18 protein-coding genes and 1 pseudogene are annotated in these 23062 nt (G+C 73.5%); 10 read left to right on the plus strand and 9 right to left on the minus strand.

Annotated elements, in window-relative coordinates; genetic code table 11:
• Positions 1-24: 24 nt before the first annotated feature.
• Both FHU30_RS10735 and tatA read left to right on the plus strand, forming a co-directional pair.
• Positions 25-567, plus strand: coding sequence for an isochorismatase family protein (locus tag FHU30_RS10735; RefSeq protein WP_253874565.1), 543 nt, complete (start codon positions 25-27; stop codon positions 565-567).
• Positions 568-614: 47 nt separating this feature from the next.
• Positions 615-869: a Sec-independent protein translocase subunit TatA gene (gene tatA / locus FHU30_RS10740; protein WP_308211257.1), complete on the plus strand. Its 255-nt coding sequence runs from the start codon at positions 615-617 to the stop codon at positions 867-869.
• Between the two features lie 179 nt (positions 870-1048).
• On the opposite strand, the gene FHU30_RS10745 is transcribed toward tatA, so the two are convergent.
• Positions 1049-1390, minus strand: a complete 342-nt coding sequence (locus FHU30_RS10745) for a hypothetical protein (protein WP_253874566.1) — start codon at positions 1388-1390, stop codon at positions 1049-1051.
• 363 nt (positions 1391-1753) lie between these two features.
• Between FHU30_RS10745 and FHU30_RS10750 the strand changes: the two genes are divergently transcribed.
• Together FHU30_RS10750 and FHU30_RS10755 are read left to right on the plus strand one after the other, a co-directional pair.
• Complete coding sequence (locus FHU30_RS10750) at positions 1754-2116, plus strand: ArsR/SmtB family transcription factor (protein ID WP_253874568.1); 363 nt, start codon at positions 1754-1756, stop codon at positions 2114-2116.
• Entirely contained in the window at positions 2100-4940 is a 2841-nt protein-coding gene (locus FHU30_RS10755) for an HAD-IC family P-type ATPase (RefSeq protein ID WP_308211258.1), read from the plus strand. The genes FHU30_RS10750 and FHU30_RS10755 overlap by 17 nt, the downstream gene beginning before the upstream one ends.
• A 24-nt stretch (positions 4941-4964) precedes the next feature.
• On the opposite strand, the gene FHU30_RS10760 is transcribed toward FHU30_RS10755, so the two are convergent.
• Positions 4965-5216, minus strand: coding sequence for a hypothetical protein (locus FHU30_RS10760; protein ID WP_253874570.1), 252 nt, complete (start codon positions 5214-5216; stop codon positions 4965-4967).
• Positions 5217-5353: 137 nt separating this feature from the next.
• On the opposite strand from FHU30_RS10760, the gene FHU30_RS10765 reads away from it, so the two are divergent.
• Complete coding sequence (locus FHU30_RS10765; protein ID WP_253874572.1) at positions 5354-5656, plus strand: hypothetical protein; 303 nt, start codon at positions 5354-5356, stop codon at positions 5654-5656.
• Here FHU30_RS10765 and nhaA read toward each other — a convergent pair.
• The 6 genes from nhaA to mfd all read right to left on the minus strand — a co-directional run bounded on the left by nhaA (position 5638) and on the right by mfd (position 16185).
• Positions 5638-7596, minus strand: coding sequence for a Na+/H+ antiporter NhaA (nhaA, locus tag FHU30_RS10770; RefSeq protein ID WP_253874574.1), 1959 nt, complete (start codon positions 7594-7596; stop codon positions 5638-5640). The two genes, FHU30_RS10765 and nhaA, sit on opposite strands and share 19 nt — an antisense overlap.
• Positions 7596-8540: an NADP-dependent oxidoreductase gene (locus FHU30_RS10775; RefSeq protein WP_253874576.1), complete on the minus strand. Its 945-nt coding sequence runs from the start codon at positions 8538-8540 to the stop codon at positions 7596-7598. Before FHU30_RS10775 ends, nhaA begins: the two co-directional genes overlap by 1 nt.
• Before the next feature lie 93 nt (positions 8541-8633).
• On the minus strand, positions 8634-10841 hold the full coding sequence (locus FHU30_RS10780; protein ID WP_253874577.1) for a transglycosylase domain-containing protein: 2208 nt from the start codon (positions 10839-10841) through the stop codon (positions 8634-8636).
• A gap of 138 nt (positions 10842-10979) precedes the next feature.
• Positions 10980-11990 carry a nucleoside triphosphate pyrophosphohydrolase gene (locus tag FHU30_RS10785; protein ID WP_253874579.1) on the minus strand — a complete coding sequence of 337 codons (1011 nt, stop codon included), beginning with the start codon at positions 11988-11990 and terminating at the stop codon, positions 10980-10982.
• A 3-nt stretch (positions 11991-11993) separates the two neighbouring features.
• Positions 11994-12662, minus strand: a complete 669-nt coding sequence (locus FHU30_RS10790) for a SurA N-terminal domain-containing protein (RefSeq protein WP_253874581.1) — start codon at positions 12660-12662, stop codon at positions 11994-11996.
• A 10-nt stretch (positions 12663-12672) separates the two neighbouring features.
• Positions 12673-16185: a transcription-repair coupling factor gene (mfd, locus tag FHU30_RS10795; RefSeq protein WP_253875300.1), complete on the minus strand. Its 3513-nt coding sequence runs from the start codon at positions 16183-16185 to the stop codon at positions 12673-12675.
• Between the two features lie 257 nt (positions 16186-16442).
• On the opposite strand from mfd, the gene FHU30_RS10800 reads away from it, so the two are divergent.
• From FHU30_RS10800 to FHU30_RS10820, 5 genes are all read left to right on the plus strand, one after another.
• Positions 16443-17051 (plus strand): TetR/AcrR family transcriptional regulator, encoded by a 609-nt coding sequence (locus tag FHU30_RS10800; protein ID WP_253874583.1) that lies wholly within the window; start codon positions 16443-16445, stop codon positions 17049-17051.
• Positions 17048-18610, plus strand: coding sequence for an MFS transporter (locus tag FHU30_RS10805; RefSeq protein ID WP_253874584.1), 1563 nt, complete (start codon positions 17048-17050; stop codon positions 18608-18610). Before FHU30_RS10800 ends, FHU30_RS10805 begins: the two co-directional genes overlap by 4 nt.
• Before the next feature lie 197 nt (positions 18611-18807).
• Positions 18808-19623 carry a class I SAM-dependent methyltransferase gene (locus tag FHU30_RS10810; RefSeq protein WP_253874586.1) on the plus strand — a complete coding sequence of 272 codons (816 nt, stop codon included), beginning with the start codon at positions 18808-18810 and terminating at the stop codon, positions 19621-19623.
• Positions 19624-19732: 109 nt separating this feature from the next.
• Positions 19733-21247 carry an adenylyl-sulfate kinase gene (cysC, locus tag FHU30_RS10815; protein WP_253874588.1) on the plus strand — a complete coding sequence of 505 codons (1515 nt, stop codon included), beginning with the start codon at positions 19733-19735 and terminating at the stop codon, positions 21245-21247.
• An 88-nt stretch (positions 21248-21335) separates the two neighbouring features.
• The gene (locus FHU30_RS10820; protein WP_253874590.1) at positions 21336-22307 is read left to right on the plus strand and encodes a sulfite exporter TauE/SafE family protein; all 972 of its coding nucleotides are present in this window, start codon (positions 21336-21338) and stop codon (positions 22305-22307) included.
• Here FHU30_RS10820 and FHU30_RS46985 read toward each other — a convergent pair.
• Positions 22302-23033: pseudogene (locus tag FHU30_RS46985) on the minus strand (hypothetical protein); the annotation flags it as partial. The gene FHU30_RS10820 and the pseudogene FHU30_RS46985 overlap by 6 nt on opposite strands.
• Between the last annotated feature and the right edge of the window lie 29 nt (positions 23034-23062).

Consider the following 23062-nt stretch of genomic DNA (forward strand, 5'->3'; position numbering starts at 1 on the left):
CACAAGGGTGCGACCATGGGCGACATGAGCGAGCTTGAAGTGACTCCTGACCGGACGGCGCTGGTGGCGATCGACCTGATGGAGCGGATCGTCGCGCTGCCGACCGCCCCGCACAGCGGCCCGGACGTCCTCGCGCGGACGGTCGCCATAGCGGACGCGCTGCGCGAAGCGGGCGGGACGGTCATCTGGGTCCGCGTCGAGCGTCCCGGCGTGGACGAGCAGCCACCCGGCAGCGGCCTGTGCCCCGAGATCAAGGTCGCCGAGTCGGACGTGGTGATCGTCAAGCGGACCTGGGGCGCCTTCCAGGACACCGGCCTGGACGCCGAGCTGCGCCGCCGCGGGATCGACACGATCCTGCTGACCGGCCTGGTGACCAACTTCGGCGTCGAGTCCACCGGACGCGCCGCCGACGACGCGGGCTTCCGGACGGTCTTCGTCGAGGACGCCATGAGCGGACTGGACGCGCACGCGCACGAGTTCGCCGTCGACTACGTGTTCCCCAAGCTCGGCCCGGTGGTGTCCACCGAGGGAACTCTCGGGGCCATTTCTTGCTCGTTTGCGCGATAGCTTTACAGTAGGTGGGTCGGAATCAGCCCGGGAAGGGGAGGGTGGCCATGGGAGAGCTGTCGCCGTCGCACTGGCTCATCGTGATCATCGTGGCTCTGCTGCTGTTCGGCTCCGCGAAGCTGCCCAAGATGGCGCGCTCGCTGGGGCAGTCCGCGCGGATCCTGAAGGCCGAGATGAACGGCCTGCACGACAAGGACAAGGACGAGCCGCAGGTCGAGGCCGCCGCACCGGCCGCCGCACCGGCCGATTCGCCGCGCCTGGTCAGCCAGGACGGCCAGGCCGTCGACCGGCAGCAGCGCTGACCGCCTGCTGCTCAGCCGCCCCTCCGGCGGCCGGTCGCCGAACCTGACCTTCCGGCCCGAGCCCCCGGCATCGCACCCCGCGATCCGGGGGCTTCGCGTTACCCGCCCGGCCCGTCCGCCCGGCTCGTCCGGGAGCCCGGCCCGTCCGCCTGGCCCGGCCGGGAGCCCCGCCCGCGCCGTTAGTGCGGGTCGGGGCGGCTGCGGGTGATGATCCAGTCGACGGTGTGCTGGGTGCGCGTGATGCGGCGCCGGACGCGCGGCTTGACCGGCGTCGCGGAGTGCCCGACCACCACGCGGCCCGGCGGCGGGACGGCCGGCCGGGCGGGCTTGCCCGCGGACTCGGCGGCGACCTCGGCCAGCGCGGACAGCAGCCGGGCGGCGCGGCCCAGCTCGTGCAGCGCCGCGGCCTCGTCGGCCGCAGTCTCCGCGGTCAGCGCCGCGGTGTAGAGCGCCTCGACCTCCGCCATCCGGACGCCCAGCGACAGCATGGCGCCGTCCTCCGCCTTCTTCCCCCGCTTCACGATCCGTGCTGCTCCCCTCCGCGTGCCCCCGTGGATCCCCAGTGTCTCCGCGATCAATTGTTTGCACAATCGCTTTAGTGTTTGTGTCCTCTGACACGTTTGATGCGCGGCGGCCCCCGGAGGTTGCCCTCGCGGCCCGGCGAGATTGCCCGGACGGTCAGATCGCCCCTGCCCGCCGACCCGATCGGCTCTGCCCGCCCACCCCCTCCCGGTCCCGGCGGGCTTCCCTCCTGATCCGCACGGGCTTCCCTTCCGATCCTTACGGGACGGCCCGGCGGATGGGGATACCCTCGTAGCGGAGCCGCACGGCTCACCAGCGGAACCCCGCCCGAGGGCGGGGCACGAACGGCGGGAGGCGCACCGGTGAAGGAGCGGACGCGGGACACGGCGCGGCCCCCGGAGACGCTCTCGCCCGAGCTGCTCCAGGAGGCCGCGGGACGCTTCGGCATGCTCGCCGCGACCATGCGGCTGCACATGGTGTGGGTGCTCGCGCAGGGCGAGCAGGACGTCAGCTCGCTCGCCGAGCGGGTCGGCGGCACGGTGCCCGCGGTCAGCCAGCACCTCGCCAAGCTCAAGCTCGCCGGGCTCGTCCGGTCCCGCCGGGAGGGCCGCCACCAGGTCTACGTGGTCGACGACCCGCACGTCGCGGCGATCGTCGCGCAGATGGTGGCCCACCTCCAGGGCGACCCCGTGGAAGCGGCCCCCGTCCGTGGCCTCGGCGCCTGAGTCCGAGCCGTTCGGCGTAGCGAGGCCGCTCGCCGAGGAGCCCGGTCTCGTCCCGTCCCCACCGGACGGGCCGGACGCGCTGCCCGACGTCCCGCGCACGCACGCGCTGCTCGCCGGGTACGCCGACCGCCCACCGCTGTCGGTGCTGCGCGGCCTGGAGACCTCCGCGCGCGGCCTGACCGAGAGCGACGCCGAGGACCGGCTGCTCCGCCAGGAGGCCGCGCCCGCGGACGGCGGCCCCGGTCGCGCCGCGACGCTGCGCCACCTCGCCCGGCTCGCCGCCGACCCGTTCGTGCTGGTCCTGGTGCTGCTGAGCGCGGTGACCGCGGTCACCCGCGACCCGCGCGGCGCGGTGCTGATCGGCTCGCTGGCCGTGCTGAGCTGCCTGCTGCGGATGCGGCAGGAGCGGCGCGGCGGGCGCGCCGCCGCCGAGCTGCGCGCCCTGACCACCACGACCGCGACCGTGCTGCGCCGCGCCGACTCCGGGTCCGCCGGTGTCGAGCGGGAGGTGCCGGTCGAGCAGGTCGTCCCCGGGGACGTGGTGCGGCTCGCGCCCGGCGACATGGTCCCGGCCGACCTGCGGCTGCTGAGCGCGACCGGGCTGCGGGTCGACCAGGCCGTGCTGACCGGCGAGTCGCTGCCCGCGCCCAAGCGCGCCGCGTGGACCGCCCAGTCCCCGCCGCCCGAACCGGACGTGCCGCTGTTCGACCGTCCCGAGCTGTGCCTGATGGGGACGAGCGTGGTCAGCGGCACCGGCACGGCCGTGGCGGTCGCGACCGGGCCGCGCACCCACTTCGCCGCGCTCCAGCGGGACGTGCCGCGCGCCGCGCCCGAGACCGCGTTCGACCGGGGCGTCCGGGCGGTGTCGTGGGCGCTGATCGCGATGGTCGCGGCGGCCGTCCCGGTGGCGCTGCTGTTCACCGAGCCCGGCCGCACCCCGTGGTCGCACGCGCTGCTGTTCGCCGTGTCGATCGCGGTCGCGCTCACCCCCGAGATGCTGCCGCTGGTCGTGACGACCACGCTCGCCCGCGGCGCGGCGACGCTGACCCGAGACGGCGTGATCGTCAAGCGGCTGCCCGCCGTGCACGACCTCGGCGCGATGAACACGCTCTGCGCGGACAAGACCGGCACGCTCACGCTCGACCGGCTGTCGCTGACGTCCTTCCTGGACGCGTCGGGCGAGCCGTCCGACGAGGTGCTGCGGTGGGCCCGGCTGAACGCCTGGTTCGCCACCGAGCTGGTCCCCGAGGCCGCCGGCGACACCATGGACGACGCGCTCCTCGACGACACCGACCCGCCCGAGGACGGCTTCCACGCCGTGGACGCCGTCCCGTTCGACTCCGACCGCCGCCGCGCGACCGTCGTGCTCCGCCAGGACGGCCGCCTGGGCCGCGACCTGCTGGTCACCAAGGGCGCCGTCGAGGACGTCCTGCCGCTCTGCGACCGCGTCCGCACCGCGCCCGCGCCCGCGCCCGTCCCGGCCCTCGGCGCGGCGACGGCCGTCTTCGCCGCCGGTGCCGAACGCGACGGATTCGCGGACCCTCCGCCCACCTCCGCGGACGCTCCGCCCACCTTCACGGACGTCCCGCTCACCCCGGACGAGCGGGACCGCCTGGCCGCCCTGACCGACGAGCGCTCGGCCACCGGCGAGCGCCTCCTCGCGGTCGCCGTGGCGGACCGTCCGGCCGCGCGCCGCGACTACGCGCCCGGCGACGAGCGCGGCCTCACGCTGGTCGGCTTCGTCGGGTTCCGGGACGAGCCCGACCCGTCCGCGCCCGCCGCGCTGGAGCGGCTCGCCGGGCTCGGCGTCGCGCTGGTCGTGGTGACCGGCGACCACCCGCTGGTCGCCGTCCGCACCTGCCGCGACGCCGGCCTCACGCCGGGCCGGGTGGTGCTCGGCGCGGAGCTGGCCGACCTCCCCGACGCCGAGCTGGACGCCCTGATCACCCCGCCGGACGGCACCACCCCGGTGTTCGCCCGCGTGGACCCGCGGCAGAAGGCGCGGGTCGTCGGCGCGCTGCGCCGCGCGGGCCGGACGGTCGGCTTCCTCGGCGACGGGATCAACGACGCGCCCGCGCTGCGCGCCGCCGACGTCGGGATCTCGGTCACCGGCGCGGTGGACCTGGCGCGCGAGTCGTCCGACGTGGTGCTGGCCGGACGGGACCTGTCGGTCCTCGCGCACGGCATCACCGAGGGCCGCCGCACGTTCGGCAACGGCGTCAAGTACATCCGGATCGCGGTGACCTCGAACCTGGGGAACGTGGCGTCCATGCTGGCGGCGAGCGTGCTGCTGCCGTTCATGCCGCTGCTGCCGCTCCAGGTGCTCGCGCAGAACCTGCTGTTCGACCTCTCGCAGCTGTCGCTGGCCCGGGACCGCGTCGACCCGGCCGACCTGCGCGGCCCGCGCACCTTCGACCTGCGCGACCTGGCCCGGTTCGCGGCGGTCTTCGGGCCGCTCGGCGCGCTGTTCGACCTGATCGCGTTCGGGCTGTACTGGTGGCTGCTCGAAGCCCGGACGGGCGCGGGCGGCGAGGCGCTGTTCCACACCGGGTTCCTGGTCGAGAACCTGCTCGCGCAGGCCCTCATGCTGCTGGTGCTGCGCGGACGGGGCCGGGGCCGCGGGTCGCCGCGCGCGAGCCGGACGGTCGTCACCGCGGCCTGGCTGCTGGCGGTCACCGCCGTGCTGCTGCCGCTGTCGCCGCTGGCCGGGCCGCTCGGGCTGGTGCCGCTGCCGATGGCGGCCGTCCCGGTGCTGGCGATCGTCCTCGCCGGGTACGGGGCCGCGCTGGTCTTCGTCCGGAACCGCTACCTCAAGGCCGCCTGAGCCGCTGAGAGGCCCGCAGGCGGCTCAGTGGCCGGATCGGCCGGTCGCCTCCGGACCGGCGTCCGGGCCCAGCTCGGCCTTGATCCGGTCCCGCTCGGCCTCCAGGTCGGCGATCTGCCCCTCCAGCTCCTCGCGCATCTGGAGGTCCTGGCCGGAGTCGCCGAAGTCCTGCGGCACCGAACCGAACTCGGAGCCCAGATCAGCGTCCTCACCGCGCAACCGGCGCAGCGAGGCCTCGACATTCTCCAGCCGTTGTCGCAGGTCAGAAGAGCTCATGCGGGTTGATATTCCCGTGCGTCCCGGTACATAACGCAAGCAATCCCCGGGAAGCATCAAAGAAAGGGCGTAGCAGGGGGGACACCATGGTCCGTCGACATGAGTCAGAGGAAGAGCAGGCCCGGTACGAAGCGGAGATGGGCGACGACGAGCAGGAGTACACCACCCGCGCGACCGAGCGGTACATCGAGGACCCGCCCGCCGAGCTGGTGTTCCAGGACGACCCCGACCCCACCGAGGGCAGGATCGGCATCTTCCGCGAGTCCGGGATGCAGTACCGGCGCGGCGACCGGCGCCGCGAGGAGGACGAGTGGGACGACCGCCCCGCCGAGGTCACGGCCGTGAGGGACACCCGGGGCAACCCGCCCGACGAGGACGCCTTCGCCGACGACCTGCGCGAGGACCGCTCCGACGACGGCACTCAGGAGGACCGGGACTGACCGTCCCCGCCTCCGTCCCCGTCCCCGTCCCCGTCAACGGGCCTCTCGGTCGGATCAGCCGCCGCCGCCCCTTCCGCGGTCTCGGCGGCTGATCTCCGCGCGGCCTCGGCCATCACGTCGATCGCGGCGACGAAGGGCTCCAGCTCGTGCGGGCCCTGGTACTCGGCGCCGTTCAGGAAGAAGGTCGGCGTCCCGCGGACGCCCGCGCGCCAGCCGGCCTTCTTGACCTTGTACACCCGGCGCTCCAGCTCCTTCACGTTCTCCCAGGGGAAGAAGCCCATCCGCTCGGAGTAGCCGAGCAGGTCCCGGTCGTTCAGTTCCAGCTGGTGGGAGAACAGCACGTGGTGCATCTCCCAGAACTTGCCCTGCGCCGCCGCCGACTCGGCGACGAGCGCGGCGGGCATGGCGTGCGGGTGGATCTGCTGGAGCGGGAAGTGCCGGAACACCAGCCGCAGCCGGTCGCCGTAGCGCTCCCTCAGCTCGTCCAGGACGGGTTGGACGGCCCCGCAGTACGGGCACTCGTAGTCGCCGTACTCGATCAGCGTGACCGGCGCGTCGGCCGGGCCGAGCACGTGGTCGTGCTCGGTGACGGGCGGCAGCGGCTCGGCCTCGAAGTCCGGCTCGTCCGCGGTGCCGGGCGGCGCGCACACGCCGCCGCGGTTCCAGGCCATCCGGAAGATCAGCCAGCCGAGCGCAGCGGCCAGCACCGACCCGGCCAGGATGCCGATCTTCGCCTGGGACTCCAGCTCCGGCTTGTCGCCGAACGCGAGGTCGGTGATGAACAGCGACACCGTGAACCCGATGCCCGCGACGGCCGCGCCGCCGAGCAGCTGCCCCCAGACCAGGTTTCCGGGCAGCTCGCCCCAGTTCAGCCGGAGCGGGATCCAGGTGCCGAGCGTGATCCCGACGAACTTGCCGACGACCAGTCCGAGCACGATGCCGATCGTGACCGGCGAGGTCGCGGCGCGGCGCAGCGACTCCGGGTCGAGCCGGACGCCGGCGTTGGCCAGCGCGAACAGCGGGACGATCACGTAGCTCGTCCAGGGGTGCAGGATGTGCTGGAGCAGGTCGTTCACCGAGACGGTCGAGGCGACCGAGCGGCGCGCCTCGCGGGCCAGCTCCGGGCTCGGCTCGCGCTGGAGCCGCTGCACCAGCTCCCCGGCGCGCAGCTTCTCGGTGTCCGGCGGCGCGTACACGTTGACCAGGACGCCGAGCAGGATGCCCGCGATCGTCGGGTGCACGCCGCTGCGCAGCACCGCCGCCCACATCAGGAAGCCGAGCAGCAGGTACACCGGGCCGCGCCCGACCTTCAGCCACCGGACGGCCACGATCAGCGCGAACAGCACCACCGCGAGGACCAGCGGCGCGAGCTTCAGGTCCTCGGTGTAGAAGATCGCGACGACCGAGATCGCGCCCAGGTCGTCCACCACGGCCAGGGTGAGCAGGAAGATCCGCAGCGGCTGCGGGCAGCGCGCGCCGATCACCGCGAGCAGGCCCAGCACGAACGCGGTGTCGGACGCCATCGGGATGCCCCAGCCGCCCGCGCCGGGCCCGCCCGCGTTCACCGCGTAGTAGAGCACCGCCGGGACGACCATCCCGCCGAGCGCGGCGACCGCCGGGACGGCCACCACCCGCCGGTTCCGCAGCTGCCCGACCTTGAACTCGCGGCTGATCTCCAGCCCGATGACGAAGAAGAACAGCGTCATCAGGCCGTCGTTCACCCACTCCTTGAGGCCCATGCCGAGCTCGTGGGAGCCGACGACGAGCGCGAAGTGCGTCTCCCAGAAGCGGTCGTAGGTGTCGTGCCAGGGCAGGTTCGCCCAGACCAGCCCGGCCAGCGTCGCACCGAGCAGCAGTAGCGTGCTGCCGGTCTCGGTGGCGAGGAACGAGCGCAGGCCGTCCGGGACGACCCGGGCGGCCACCGAGCGCTCGGCGGCCATCAGACGCGGATCACCGTCTTGCCGCGCGCCCCGCCGCGCTTCGCGTCCGCGATCACGTCGGGCACGTCGGTCAGGTCCACCTCGCGGGTGAGGTGGACGGTCAGCCTCCCGGTGTCGATCATCTCGGAGATCGTGGTGAGCAGCTCCCCGGACGCCCTGTTCTGGAAGTTGATTCCCTTGATGCCGCGCTTCTTGAGGCCCTCCACGTCGGCCGCGCCGATCGTGGACGCGACGACGCCGCCCTTCTTCACGGACTCGGACAGCAGGTCGACCTTGCGCTTGTCGTTGACCATGTCGAGCAGGACGTCCACGCCGTCCGGGTGCTCCTCCAGGACGGCGTCGGCCACGTCGACCTCGTGGTAGTCGAGCGTCTCGTCCGCGCCGAACTCCCCCATCCGGTCGGCCATGTCGGGGCCCGCGGTGGCGATCACGTGCGCGCCCTTGAGCGCGGCGAACTGCACCGCCTGCTGCCCGACGCCGCCGGTCGCGCCGACGACCAGGACGGTCTTCCCCTCGTCCACGCCGGCCTCGTCCACCAGGTTGAAGGCCGTCATCGACGCCATCGGCACCGCGGCGGCCTGGCTGTAGACCAGCTTCTGCGGCATCATCGCGATCTGGCCGTCCTGCGGGGACAGCGTGAACTCGCAGTAGCTGCCGAGCCCGCGCGCCGCGCCGAAGAACGACCCGTACACCTGGTCGCCCGGTCTGAACCTCTCCACGCCGTCCCCGACCGACTCGACGACGCCCGCGCCGTCCTGGCCGAGGATCAGCGGGAACCCGGCCGGGATCATGTCCCCGAAGTCGCCGGCCGCGAACTTCCAGTCGAACGGGTTCATCCCGGCGGCGACGAGCTTGATCAGCACCTCCCCCGGCCCGGGCTCGGGCCAGCCCACGTCCATGATCGACGGCGTCGCGCCGAACTCCGACACGGCGATGGCACGCATGCGTCTCCCCCCGTTCACCCCGTCGGAGTCGATCTACCCAGGGGTGCCCGCCCGCACACGACCGCGCAGCTCAGCGGCTCGCGGTGGGGGTGGTCAGTGCTTCGGGCCGCCCGGCTTCGGGCTCGGGGACAGGGTCGGGGGCGTGCTCGGGGACGGCGACGGATCGCCCTTCTTGTCCCCCTTCTTCTTGTCCTTCTTGTCCTTCTTGTTCGGGTCGGTCTCGCCGTCGCCCATGCTGAAGTAGTGCGAGGGCGGGCTGTGGAAGTCGGTCTCGGACGTCCCGTCCAGCGCGGCGGACATGGTGTCCTGCCAGATCGGCGCCGGGATCGTCGCGCCGAACACCTCGCCGTAGCACTCCCCGTTCATGCACAGGTCGTCCATCGGGTACTTGTAGCCGCCGCGCGGGTCGCCGACCCAGACCGCGGACGCCAGATCAGGCGTGTACCCGGCGAACCAGGCGGCGGAGAAGTTGTCCACGGTGCCGGTCTTGCCGGCGGCCGGGCGCCCGATCCCCGATCCGGCGGCGGTGCCCTTGGTCAGCACGCCCTGCAGCACGTAGTTCACCGCGTCCGCCACACCCTTGTCGATCACCTGCTTGCAGCTCGCCGCCGGGACCTTCAGCGGCTTGCCGTCCGTGCCCGTGATCGACGTGATCGCGATCGGCTTGCAGTACTTGCCGCGCGCGCCGAACGTCGCGTAGGCCGCGGCGAGCCGCAGCGGCGACACCGGGTTGAAGCCGAGCGTGAACGACGGGTACTCCTCCAGCGGCTTGCCGTTCGCCTGCCGCATCCCGAGCTTCTCGGCCATCTGCACGGTGTCGCAGAGCCCGACCTCCTTCTCCAGCCCGAGGAAGAAGGTGTTCACCGAGTGCCAGGTGCCGGTGACCAGCGAGAACGACTTGCCGCCCTCGCCGTCGCCGGCGTTGCGCAGCGACGCGTTCGGGTCGCCGACGCGCTTGCCGTCGCAGTCCCGGTAGCCGGTCGGGGTGAACTCGGTCGGCGCGTCCATCATCGTGCCGAACGGCATGTCCTGCTCCAGCGCGGCGGCCAGCGTGAACGCCTTGAACGTCGATCCGGCCTGCATGCCGATGCTGGAGCCGTGGTCGGCGTCGGCGGCGAAGTTGATCCAGGTCTTGCCGCGCTGGCTGTCCGGCCCGAGGTCGCGGTCCACCGCCATGCCCTTGATCTGGCCGGTGCCCGGCTCGACCAGCGCCTCGGCGGCGGCCTTGTGCGCGGAGTTCTTCGGCGGGACGTGCGAGTCCACGGCCTTCTGCGCCGCGTTCTGCACCTTCCAGTCGAGCGTCGTCCGGATGGTGAGGCCGCCCTGCTTCAGCAGCTTCTCGCGGGCCGCCTGCGTCTTGCCGAACGCCGGGTTCGTCAGGATCTCCCGCTGGACGTAGTCGCAGAAGAACGGCGCGCCGCTGCTCACGCAGCCGTTCCGCGCCTCGTGCACCCGCAGCTGCACCGGCTGCTTGGCGGCGGTGTCCGCGGTGGCGCGCGGGATCCAGCCGAGGTCGGCCATCCGGGTGAGCACCACGTCGCGGCGCTGGCGCGCGGCGTCCGGGTGGTTCACCGGGTCGTAGGCGTAGGGGTAGCGGACGACGCCCGCGAGCAGCGCCGACTCGCCCAGCGTGAGCTGCGAGGCGTTCTTGGAGAAGTAGTGCCGGGCCGCCGCCTCGATGCCGTACGCGCCGTCGCCGAAGTAGGCGATGTTCAGGTACCGGCGCAGGATCTCGTCCTTGGAGAACTTCTTCTCCACCGCGACCGCGTACCGCAGCTCGCGCATCTTGCGGCCCGCCGAGACCTCGGTCGCGCCCTTGCGCTGGTTGTCGTTGGTCGCCTGGGTCAGCAGCAGGTTCTTCACGTACTGCTGGGTGATGCCGGACCCGCCCTGCGTCACCTGGCCGCTGCCGAGGTTGCTGATCAGCGCGCGGAGCGTGCCCTTGGAGTCGAGCGCGCCGTGCTGGTAGAAGCGGCTGTCCTCGATCGCGAGGACGGCCTGCCGAGCGACCGGCGCGATCTGGTTCAGCGGGACGTCGATCCGGTTTTGGTAGTAGAACGTGGCGATCGAGCTGCCGTCCCGCGCGAGGATCGTGGAACGCTCCGGCACGCCGCTGGTGTCGAGCCCGTCCGGGACGTCCTCGAACCAGCCGGCGGCGTCGCGGGTGGACACCCCGGCCGTGAACGCCGTGGGCAAGACCAGGAGCGCGACCAGCACACCGGCGAGCGCGCCGAACCCGAACAGCCCCCGCACGGCCCGGAACTTGTCCGGCGCTTCGTCGTCCCGCAGACCAGGCAGCACGCGCCCCAGGGTAAACGGCGGACCACGGCCCGGCCAGACCTTCGCCGATCTTCGCCCCGCTGGTCCGGTTCCGGACGCCGTGTCAACCTTGTGCCGGTTCGTCCGACATGGGGTGGGGCGCGGGCGCCGGGCGGACCGCTACTCGCCGGACGGCGCGGGGTGCTCCCGCTCCCAGGCGCGGACCCGGTCCGCGAACTCCCGGGACGCCGCGCGCAACTCGGCCTCGGCGTCCACACCCTCCGCCTGCGCCTGCCTGACCAGCGAGAACAGTCGCGCGACCAGGTCGGAGCCGGTCACCTCGTAGGCGTCCTCGGGCAGCTCGACGCGGGCCGCGCGGCGCTGCAGCTGCGCGGCGAGGCTCAGCGCGGGCTGCCCCATCGGGACGCCGTCCAGCACCGACGCCTCCGCGCCCTTCTTCTCCGCGCGCTCGGCCGCCTTGATCTGCTCCCAGTTCGCGTTCACCTCGTCGGCGTCCCGGACGGTCACGTCCGCGAACACGTGCGGGTGGCGGCGGACGAGCTTGTCGACGATCCCCGCGGCCACGTCGTCGACGGTGAACGCGGTCTCGTCGTCCCGCTCGGACGCGACGACGGCGTGGAACGCGACCTGCATCAGCACGTCGCCGAGCTCCTCGCGCAGCGCGCCGTAGTCGCCGCTCGCGACGGTGTCCTCGACCTCGTAGGCCTCTTCGAGCAGGTACTTCACCAGCGACTCGTGGGTCTGCTTGCGGTCCCACGGGCACTCGCGGCGCAGCGTGTCCATGACCGAGACCAGGTCGAGCAGCCGCGCGCCCGGCAGGTCGTAGGAGCCGTGCAGCACCTCGACGTCCAGCGGGTCGGCCACGATCCGCTGCCCGATGTCGCGCATCAGCCGCTCGTCGCCGTCCTGCGCGGCGATCCACACGACGCCCGCCCGGCCCTCCGGGCCGGGCCCGCCTTCCGGGGACTCCCGGCGCGCCAGCTCGACCAGCGCGGCCGGGTCCGGGTCGGTGACCTGCTCGGCGTGCACCCCCGCCTCCGCCAGGTACGGCAGCAGCGGGTGGTCCGCCCGCGCCAGCACGCGCGGGGCCGAGCGGAGCGCCTCCCAGGCGCGCCAGGTCAGCAGGCCCGGCGCGACGCGGTGGGAGGTCGCCAGCAGGATGAGGCTCATGGCTTAACGCACACCCGATTCGTTGGCGGACAACCGGTACACGATCGGGTTGATCGTGACCCTCGTCGGATCGAACGTGCCGAACCGCGGGTTGACCTGGATCTTCAGCTTGCGCGCGGCCGCGCCGAGCGCCTGGTCGAACTGCTGCATCGCGCGCTGCGCCGCCGGGGAGTCGCGGGTGTGGTCCCAGCCGAACCGGTCCATCAGCAGCAGCTGGATCGCGTTGAACCGGGCCACGTCGCGCACCCGGTCCTTCGGCAGGCCCGCGGCGAGCGTGGTGGACACCGCGTTGGAGTTCGGCTGCTGGTCCATCAGCGCGATGGCCTGGTCCACGTCCCCGCCGGACGGCGACACGCCGTTGTCCTTCGCCGCCTGGTCGCCGACCTTCAGGAAGACCAGCGTGGTCAGGGTCGCGCGGACGTCGTTCTCGCTCGCCGCGTCCCCGCCCATCTGCTGCTGCGCCGGCGGCTCGGCGCGGTTCGCACTGGCCTGCGGGTCGGCCTTGAACTCCGGCCACCAGTCCCGGACGGTCTGGTCCAGCCCGGCGACGCTGATCCGGTCGTCCCCGACCAGCGCCGCCGCGCCCGCCTTGACCGGACCGCCGCCGCAGCCGGACAGCAGGACGGCCGAGAGCGGCAGCGCGGCGAGTGCGGTGATCCTCGTCAGATTCATGATCGGAACCCTAGGCCCGCGCGGGTTCGAGGAACAGTGCCTCGACGAGGTCGGTGGCCCATCGCAGCAGCTCCTGGTCGCGCAGCGGGGTGCCGCCGAGCGGCTTGGTCTTCGGCATCGGCACGAGCAGCGTGTTCGTCGCGGGCTTCAGCAGGCTCTTCGGGTAGAGCCGCTGGAGCCGGACCTGCCGCGAGTCGGGCAGATCGACGGGAGCGAACTTCACGAAGTTGCCCTGGAGCGTGACGTCGCTCAGCCCGGCCCGGCGCGCCTTCGCCCGGAACCGCGCGACCTCCAGCAGGTTCAGCACGGGGACGGGCAGCGGGCCGAACCGGTCCTTCAGCTCGTCCGCGACGGCCGTGATCTCCTCGTCGGAGGTGATCGCGGCGATCCGGCGGTAGGCGTCCAGGCGCAGCCGCTCGCCCGGGATGTACTCGTGCGGCAGGTGCGCGTCGACCGGCAGCTCGACCTTGGTCTCGGGCAGCTCCTCGGCCCGCGCCCCGCCCTCCTTGAGGTCCCGGACGGCCTCCCCGACCATCCGGACGTACAGGTCGAACCCGACGCCCGCGACGTGCCCGGACTGCTCGGCACCGAGGATGTTGCCCGCGCCGCGGATCTCCAGGTCCTTCATCGCGACGTACATGCCCGCGCCGACCTCGGTGTGCTGCGCGAGCGTCGCGAGCCGCTCGTGCGCGGTCTCGGTCAGCGGCGTCTCCGGCGGGTACAGGAAGTAGGCGTAGGCGCGCTCGCGGCCGCGTCCGACGCGTCCGCGCAGCTGGTGCAGCTGCGACAGGCCGTACATGTCGGCGCGGTCGACGATCAGCGTGTTGGCGTTCGGGACGTCCAGGCCGGACTCGACGATCGTGGTCGCCACGAGCACGTCGAAGTTCTTCTCCCAGAAGTCGACCATCACCCGTTCCAGCTCGTGCTCGTTCATCTGGCCGTGCGCGACCGCGACCCGCGCCTCCGGGACGAGCGCCTGGAGCTGCGCGGCGACCTTGTTGATCGAGCGGACGCGGTTGTGCACGAAGAACACCTGGCCCTCGCGCAGCAGCTCGCGCCGGATCGCGGCGGCGATCTGCTTCTCCTCGTACGGACCGACGAAGGTCAGCACCGGGTGCCGCTCCTCCGGCGGGGTGAGGATCGTGGACATCTCGCGGATGCCGGTGAGGCCCATCTCCAGCGTGCGCGGGATCGGCGTCGCGGACATCGCCAGCACGTCCACCTGGGTGCGCAGGCGCTTCAGCTCCTCCTTGTGCTCGACGCCGAACCGCTGCTCCTCGTCGATGATCACCAGGCCGAGGTTCTTGAACCGGGTCTGCGCCGACAGCAGCCGGTGCGTGCCGACCACCACGTCCACGGTGCCCTTGGCCAGGCCGTCCAGCGTCTCCTTGATCTCCGCCTCGGTCTGGAACCGGCTGATCGGCTTCACGCTGACCGGGAACGCCGAGAACCGCTCGGAGAAGGTGGACAGGTGCTGCTGGACGAGCAGCGTCGTCGGCACCAGCACCGCGACCTGGCGGCCGTCCTGGACGGCCTTGAACGCGGCGCGGACCGCGATCTCGGTCTTGCCGTAGCCGACGTCGCCGCAGATCAGCCGGTCCATCGGGACCGGCCGCTCCATGTCGCCCTTGACCTCGTCGATGGCGGCGAGCTGGTCGGGCGTCTCCACGTAGGGGAAGGCGTCCTCCAGCTCGCGCTGCCACGGGGTGTCGGCGCCGAACGCGTGCCCGGGGCTCGCCATCCGCGCCGAGTACAGCCGGATCAGCTCGCCCGCGATCTGCTTGACCGCCTTGCGCGCCTTCGACTTGGCCTTCTGCCAGTCCGCGCCGCCGAGCCGGTGCAGGCTCGGCGCCTCGCCGCCGACGTACCGGGTCAGCTCCTCCAGCTGGTCGGTCGGGACGAACAGCCGGTCGCTCTTGGCGTACTCCAGGATCAGGTACTCGCGGGTCGCGCCCTGCACGGTGCGGCTGACCATCTCGACGTACCGGCCGACGCCGTGCTGCTCGTGCACCACGTAGTCGCCGGGCCGCAGCTGGAGCGGGTCGATGCCGCCGCGCCGCCGGGACGGCATGCGCCGCATGTCCTTGGTGGACGCCTTCTGCCCGGACAGGTCGGTCTCGGTCAGGACGGCGAGCTTCACCTCGTCCCAGACGAACCCGTTCTCCAGCAGGCCCGTGGACACGTTCACCAGGCCGGGCCTCGGCTCGTCCTTGAGGTCGGTGAGGGTCGCGCCGAGCCCCTCCTCGCCCATCAGCTGGACGAGCCGCTCGGCGGGACCGTGCCCGGCCGTGACCAGGACGACGCGCCAGCCGCCGCCGATCCACGACTTCAGGTCGCCGATCATCCGGGCGGTGTCGCCGCGGTACGCCTCGGCGGGGTGGACGTGCAGGTCGAGCTCGTCCTCCTGGGTGAGGGCGGAGACCGTCCAGCGGTAGAGGCCCAGCTCGTCGTTGTGCTCGACGACCTCCTCCAGCGACCGGAACGCGGCCGCGCCGAGGTCGATCGGCGCCTCCCCGCCCGCCGCGGCGTTCACCCAGCTCGCGTCGAGGAACTCCTGGCTGGTGCGGACGAGTTCGACCGAGCGGGTGCGGATGCGCTCCGGCTCGCACACCAGCAGCGCCGAGCCCTTCGGCAGCAGGTCGGTGAGCAGCTCCATGCGCTCGGCGAGGACGGGCGAGAACGCCTCCATGCCCTCCACGGTGTCGCCGTCGGCGATCCGGGTGAGGATCTCCTCCAGCGCGGGATGCTGGTCGGCGAGCGACTTGGCGCGTTCCCGGACGGCCCCGGTCAGCGGCAGCTCGCGGCACGGCGGCGCCCACAGGCCGTCCTGCGCGATCTCCAGCGAGCGCTGGTCGGCGGCCTTGAAGTAGCGGATCTCCTCGACCGTGTCGCCCCAGAACTCGACCCGGAGCGGGTGCTCCTCGGTCGGCGGGAACACGTCCAAAATGCCGCCGCGCACGGCGATCTCGCCGCGCTTCTCCACCAGGTCGACGCGGTGGTAGCCCGCGTCCACGAGCCTGCGGACGGCCTCGTCCAGGTCGGCGTCGTCGCCGGAGCGCAGCCGGACCGGTTCGAGGTCGGCCAGGCCCGCGACGATCGGTTGCAGGACGGCCCGGACGGGTGTCACCACGACGTCCAGGCGCCCGCCGAGCGCCTCGTCCGCGCCGGGGTGGACGAGCCGCCGCAGCACCGCGAGGCGCTGGCCGACGGTGTCGGAGCGCGGCGACAGCTTCTCGTGCGGGAGCGTCTCCCAGGCCGGGAAGTGCGCGACGCGCTCGGGGTCCATGAGGCTGCTCAGCGCGGCGGCGAGGTCTTCGGCCTCGCGGGCGGTGGCGGTGACGGCCAGCACGACGCCGCCGTCGCCGTTCGGCGCCACGGCGTGCAGGGCGCGGGCTAGCGAGGCGCCGAGGATCGGCCAGAGGGACGGCGGAGCTACGACGGACCGGGGGTCGTCGGGCCTGGCAAGCGCGGTGCGCAGCGCGTCGTCGGAATACGCGAGATCAACAAGTCCAGAAAGCGTCATCACTGCCTGCAACGTCATCGCCCCGCCGGAAAGTCCGCGGCGTCGCCTGCCGCGAGCCGGATTCGGGGCAGCCCGAAAACCCGGGAATCCGATCGTCCTCCCGGTGTCCGTCCCCACCCTACGCGGCACCCCCGACAACCCGCGCGGACTCTTCCCCAACCGTCCCGGCGCGTCCCGGCGTGGAAAATCGCTTGCCGGTACGACAGCGACGTCTAACATGAGACATAAATGTCGCATCTGAGGCGTTGGGGTTGGACATGCGGACCACGGACGAGATCATCGGGGCGGCGATCCGCTGCCTGAACGCCGAGCCCACCGCCTCGATGGCCCGGCTCGCCGAGGCCGCCGGGGTCAGCCGCGCCACGCTGCACCGGCACTTCGCCAGCCGCGAGGACCTGCTGCGGGCGCTCGGCGAGCGCGCCACCCGGCGCTGGGAGGAGTCCCAGGACGCCGCGGGGATCGACGCCGCCGCCGCGTCCGGCGATCCGGGTCGGCTGGCCGCGGCGCTGCGCGCGCTGCTGACCGCCTTCGTGGCGGACGCCGACGACTTCGGCTTCGCCCTCACCGACCACTTCGTGAACGGGATTCCGGAGATCGTCGCGTGGGGCGAGCGGCTGGAGGAGCGCGAGATCGCGTTCTACACGGCCTGCCAGCGCGCCGGGGTGCTGCGCGCGGACCTGCCCGTCCGCTGGATGAGCAACACCGTCTACGGACTCATGATCAGCGTCCGGGAGAGCCTGCGGCGCGGCGACGTGGCCCGCCGGGACGTCCCCGGCCTGCTGATCGACACCTTCCTCGCCGGCGCCGGAACCGCGCCGCCGAGCACCGAGAACGCGAACACCGAGAACGACGGAGGAACGAGATGACGACCGCCGAGCCGGTCGAGACCGGGGCCCGGGTGCCGCAGGGCGGCCGAGCGGCGGCGCCGGACCCGCGGCGGTGGGCGGGGCTGGCCGTGCTGTCGGCGAGCCTGCTGCTCGTCGTGATGGACATGACCGTCCTGAACGTGGCGCTGCCCGGGATCGCCGCCGACCTGCGGCCGTCCTCGATCTCGCTGCTGTGGATGGTGGACGTCTACTCGCTGGTCGTCTCGGGGCTGCTGGTCACCTGGGCCGCGGTCGGCGACCGGTGGGGCCGCAAGCGGATGCTGCTCACCGGGTTCGCCCTGTTCGGGCTGGCCTCGCTCGCCGTGCTGTGGGCGGACTCGCCCGGCGCGGTCATCGCGGTGCGCGCGGTGCTCGGCGTCGGCGGCGCGATGATCATGCCGTCCACGCTGTCGATGATCCGGAACCTGTTCCCCGACCCGCGCGAGCGCGCGACGGCGCTCGGCGTCTGGGCGACCACGGCCGCGCTCGGCGGCGCGCTCGGCCCGATCCTCGGCGGCGCGCTGCTGGAGGCGTTCTCCTGGCACTCGGCGTTCCTGGTGAACGTCCCGGTGATGGCGGTCGCGGTCGTCGCGGCCTGGTTCCTGCTGCCCGAGTCGCGCAACCCGCACCCGGGCCCGTGGGACGCGGTCGGCGCCGTCCTGTCGATCATCGGGATGGTCGCGCTCGTCTACGCGATCAAGCACATCGGCAAGGACGGCCTCACCGGCGGGGCGCTCGCCGCGACGGCCGTCGCGGTCGCCGCGCTGGGCTGGTTCGTGCGGCGCTGCCTGAACCGCGAGCACCCGCTGCTGGACGTCCGGCTGCTGCGCGGGCGGGCGTTCTCCGCCGGGATCGTCACCGCGCTGACCGTGAGCACCGCCGCCGCGGCCACGATGCTGCTGCTCGCGCAGTGGATGCAGGTCGTCCAGGGGTACTCGCCGCTGGAGTCGGGCGTCCGGCTGCTGCCGGAGGCGGTCGGCGCGGCGGTGTTCTCGCCGCTCGCCCCGGCCATCGCGCACCGGATCGGCGCGCGGGCCGTGCTGTCCGGCGGGCTGCTGCTGATCGGCGCCGGGTTCGTGACGCTGTTCCTCGGGCCGCGCCCGCTCGGCTACCCGACCGTGGCGGTGGCGCTGCTGGTCGTCGGGATCGGACTCGGCGCCCTCGCGGTGGCGTCCGCCGTGATCATGGCGGGCGCGCCGCCGGCGCGGTCCGGCAGCGCCGCCGCGTTCGAGGAGACCAGCTACGAGCTGGGCGGCGCGCTCGGCGTCGCGGTGCTCGGCAGCCTCGCCGCCGCGGTGTTCCGGCACGGCCTGCCCGCGTCCGACCTGGCCGCCGCCGGGATCACCGGGCCCGCGGCGGGCCAGGCGCGCGAGTCGATCGCGGGCGCGGTCGAGGTGGCCCGGCCGGTCGGCGCCCACCTGGTCGCCGAGGCCGAGCACGCCTTCACCACGTCCCTGGAGTGGACGGGCCTGGCGGGTGGCGCGCTGATGCTGGCCGCGGCCGTCGCCGTCTGGCTGCTCACCCCGCGCGACCTGGACCTCGCCGACTCCGAGCACTGAGAGAACCTGGGCCTCGTCGGCTCCGAGCACTGAGAAGACCTGGACCTGGCCGGCTCCGAGCACTGCGTGCCGGGGTCGGCCGGGCCCCGGAATCGGGTCGGAAGCGCGGCGGGCGGGGCGCATCGGCGCCCTCACGACGCCGCCAAGAATCGGCAAATGACGGACGCTGCGCGATCTCCCGGTTACGCTCCGAAGCTGTGACCGAACTGCGCACGACACCGGTCAACTCCGGCGAGCTGTTCTCCGCACGCGTCCGGCAGCACGGCGCCGAACGCCCGCTGCACCGGCTGCACCTGCTGGAAGCGGGCTGCGGCTGGGCGCACCCGCTCGACCTCGGCGGCCTGGACGTCCACGTCACCGGCGTCGACCTCGACCTGCCCGCGCTGCGCGACCGCACCCGCGCCCGCACCGACCTGGACGCCTGGCACCTGGGCGACCTGCGGGACGTCCCGATGCCGCCGCGCGCCTACGACGTGGTGCACGCCCCGTACCTGATCGAGCGGCTCCGCAACGCCGAGCTGGTCCTCGACCGGATCGTGGCGTCGCTGCGGCCCGGCGGCCTGCTCCTGGTCCGGATGCGGGACCGCGACACCGCGTTCGGGTTCCTCGACCGCAAGGTCCCGGGCGCGCTGCGCCGCTCCGCCGTCCGGACCGCCGTCCGGGCCGCCGCGCTCCGCGTGCCGAGACCGCGCGGGGCCTCGGACGGCCCGCCCGGCGGCCCGCCCGGCGGCCCGCCCGGGCAGGGCGTGCCGCTCCCGCCGCCCGCGCCGACCGCCTACAACCGGGTCGCCTCGCGCGCCGGGATGCAGTGGTACTGCGTGATGCGCGGCCTGGTCATCGCCGAGGAGTACACCTCGCGGGACTGCATGACCGCGCTCGGGGCCGGAACCGGCCTGCTCCCCGCGGCGTGCCGCGGCGTGGCGGCCGCGAGCCGGGGCCGGCTGCCCGCCACGCACTCCGAGGTCACGCTGGTGGTCCGCAAGCCGCAGAACCGGTACGCCAGAGTGATCTGACCGACCGCCCCGCGAGGTGCGCGAGGGCCCGCCGGCTCGGTAAATTTCTGCGGACACCCCAACTGACCTGGATCGGCCCGGCCCGCGCCGGGCCGGATCGGAGACCGCGGTGACCGCCGAAGCCGGCCTTCCCGACATGCTGCGCGACCTGCCCGCCTGGACACCCGACCCGGTGGAGCTCGCGGACCTGGAGCTGCTGCTCTCGGGCGTGTACCGGCCGCTGCCGGGGTTCCTCGGGTCGTTCGACACGGCCATGGTGATCGCGGGCGGGCGGCTCGCCGACGGGACGCCGTGGCCGGTCCCGGTCACGCTGACCGTCCCGAAGGAGCTGACCGCGCACGAGCGGGTCGTCCTGCAGGACCCGGAGGGCGTGCCGCTCGCCGCCCTCACGGTCACCGAGGCCTGGCAGGACCCGACGTCCCAGAGCTGGCGGCTCGCCGGCCCGCTGGAGCCGCTGCGCGCGCCCGCGCACGGCCCGTTCCACCGGCTGCGCCGCCGCCCGGACGAGGTCGAGCCCGCCGACGGGCCGGTCCTCGCCGTCGCCACCCGCGAGCCGCTGCACCGCCGGGGCCTCGGCCAGGTCCGCCAGGTCGCCGAGCGGCTCGGCGCGCGGGTGCTCGTCCTGCCGCTGCTGAGCGGCGTGCACGACGAGTCCCTGGTGCGGGCGCTGCTGGCCGTCCGGCGGGAGCTTCCGGAGGGGACGCGGATCATCCCCGTGCCGCTGCCCGTCCGCCCGGAGGTCGCCGAACTCGCCCAGGACGCCGCGTCCGGCCGCGACGCCGGCGCCGAGCGCGACGTCCGGCTGCGCGCGCAGGTCGCCGCCGCCTACGGAGCGACGCACCTGCTGGCGGACGCCGAGGTGGAGGGCACCGCGATCCCGGTGGTCGTCGCCGAGCCGTGGGCCTACGACGCGGACGTGGAGGTGTGGCGGCCGGTCGCGCGGATCGAGCCCGACCACGTCCAGGCGGAGCTGACCCCCGAGCAGCTCGGCGACCTGCTCGACCGCGGCGAGCCGGTCCCCGACTGGTTCACCCCGCCCGCCGTCGCCGCCGAGCTGGCGGTGGCGCGCCCGCCCAAGCACGAGCGCGGGCTCACGGTCCTGTTCACCGGGCTGTCCGGGTCGGGCAAGTCGACCGTCGCGCGCGGCGTCTGCGACGCGATCGTCGAGCGCGGCGGCCGGACGGTCACCCTGCTGGACGGCGACGTCGTGCGCCGCATGCTGTCGGCGGGCCTGACGTTCTCCCGCGCCGACCGGGACCTGAACATCCGCCGCATCGGGTTCGTCGCCGCCGAGATCACCCGGCACGGCGGCGTCGCCGTCTGCGCGCCGATCGCGCCCTACGCCGCGACGCGCGCCGAGGTCCGCCGGATGGTCGAGGCGGCGGGCGACTTCGTCCTCGTGCACGTCGCCACGCCGCTGGAGGAGTGCGAGCGCCGCGACCGCAAGGGCCTCTACGCCAAGGCCCGCGCCGGGATCATCCCCGAGTTCACCGGCGTCTCCGACCCCTACGAGGTGCCGGACGACGCCGACCTGACCCTCGACACGTCCCGGTTGACCCCGGACGAGGCGGTCGCGCAGGTCGTGGAGCTGCTCACCTCGGGAGGCTGGCTCCGCCCCGAATAGGCCCGACGCGCAGGGGCGGGGTTTTCCACAGGAGCGACGCCCCTTACCCTGTTCTCAGGATTTCCTGTATGTCTGGTAGGTCATGCCGATGCACTTCGATTGGGCGATGGCGGGCGGCTCCTTCCTGGTGGCCGTCGTCGTCGGGCTGACCGGGATGGGCGGCGGGGCGCTGATGACCCCGATGCTCGTGACCTTCTTCGGCGTCAGCCCGCTCGCGGCGGTGTCGAGCGACCTGGTCGCGGCGGCCGTGATGAAGCCGGTCGGGAGCCTCGTCCACCTACGGCGCGGCACGGTCAATCTGCGCCTGGTCGGGTGGCTGTGCGTGGGGTCGGTGCCGTCCGCGTTCGCCGGCGTGCTGGTGGCGCGGGCGCTCGGGCACGGCGCGGACGTGCAGGACGTCGTCCAGAAGGCGCTGGGCGTCGCGCTGCTGGTCGCCGCCTCCGGGCTCGTCCTCAAGGCGTGGATGAGCCGCCGCAGCGCGACCGAGGACGCGCCGGACGCGCAGGACGGGACGCCGCAGATCAGCGTCCGGCCGCTCCCGACGGCGCTGGTCGGCCTGCTCGGCGGGCTCGTGGTCGGGATGACCTCGGTCGGGTCCGGATCGCTGATCATCGTGGCGCTGCTCGCGCTCTACCCGGCGCTGCGCGCGAACCAGCTCGTCGGCACGGACCTGCTCCAGGCGGTGCCGCTGGTGTTCTCGGCGGCCCTCGGCCACCTGCTGTTCGGCGACTTCCACATGGAGGTCACGGCCGCGCTGCTCGTGGGCTCGATCCCCGGCGTCTACCTCGGCTCGCGGATCTCCTCGCGCGCGCCGGGCGGGATCATCCGGCGCGTGCTGGCGTTCGTCCTAGTGGTGTCCGGCCTGAAGATGTTCGGCGTCCCGGCCGTCCCGCTGGCCTGGACCATGGTCGGCCTGGCGGCGGCCGGAGGGCTCCTGTGGGCGGTCGGCGCGGCCCGTCGCCCACGGCAGGACGGCCCCGGCGGCGAACGTGAAGCCGGTCACGAGCAGGCCGGAGACCAGCCAGCCGCCGGCCACGTCGGTGATCCAGTGGCGTCCTAGGTCGAGCCGCGTGTAGCCCTCGACCGCGCCCGACAGCACGACGAGCGTGACCGCGGCGGTGGTCCAGCGCGGGCTGGACGCCCACCGCATCCCGCGCGCGCGGGCGTAGTAGAAGATCAGGAAGACGCAGAAACCGCCCTGCGCGAGCAGCCGGATCGTCGCCCCGGACGGGTAGGTGCCCGGGTTCGTCGGCGGGTGGCCGCGGTCGACCAGCGCGGCGAGCGCGAGCTGCCCCCAGTACTGCGCCACGAACATCACCGCGATCAGCAGGACCGGGACCCACCGGCGGCGCCGCGCCAGCAGCAGCGTCACCGCCATGGAGAAGACCGCGAAGTACCGGGTCGCGGGACGGTCGCCGACCTGGGTGACCTGCGCCATCAGCGACGCCCAGCCGCCGTGCAGCCGGTGCGCCTCGATCCAGTGGTAGACCGGCCAGTCGATCGCGTGCTGCCCGAACCGGAACGCGACGATCCGGCCGAAGGGCCAGGCGACGACCAGCGTCGTCCCGATGGCCGCCATCGTCAGCAGCAGGTACGCGCCCCACGGCCCCAGCGTCCGGACGAGCCCGGAGCGGGCGTCCAGGAACCTCCGCCGGACGGCGCCGACCGGGTTCGTCCCGTTGACGGCGGCTGCGAGCCGTCCGACCAGCGCGGGGCGCGCCAGGAACGTCAGCCCGGCAGCGAGGAGGGCGGCGAGCACGACCGCACCGCAGAGCAGAACTGGCATGCGGCAACAATAGCCACTCGAAACGCCGG

Origin of the sequence: Actinomadura rupiterrae (genome assembly GCF_024172125.1) — a bacterium.
GTDB lineage: Bacteria > Actinomycetota > Actinomycetes > Streptosporangiales > Streptosporangiaceae > Spirillospora > Spirillospora rupiterrae.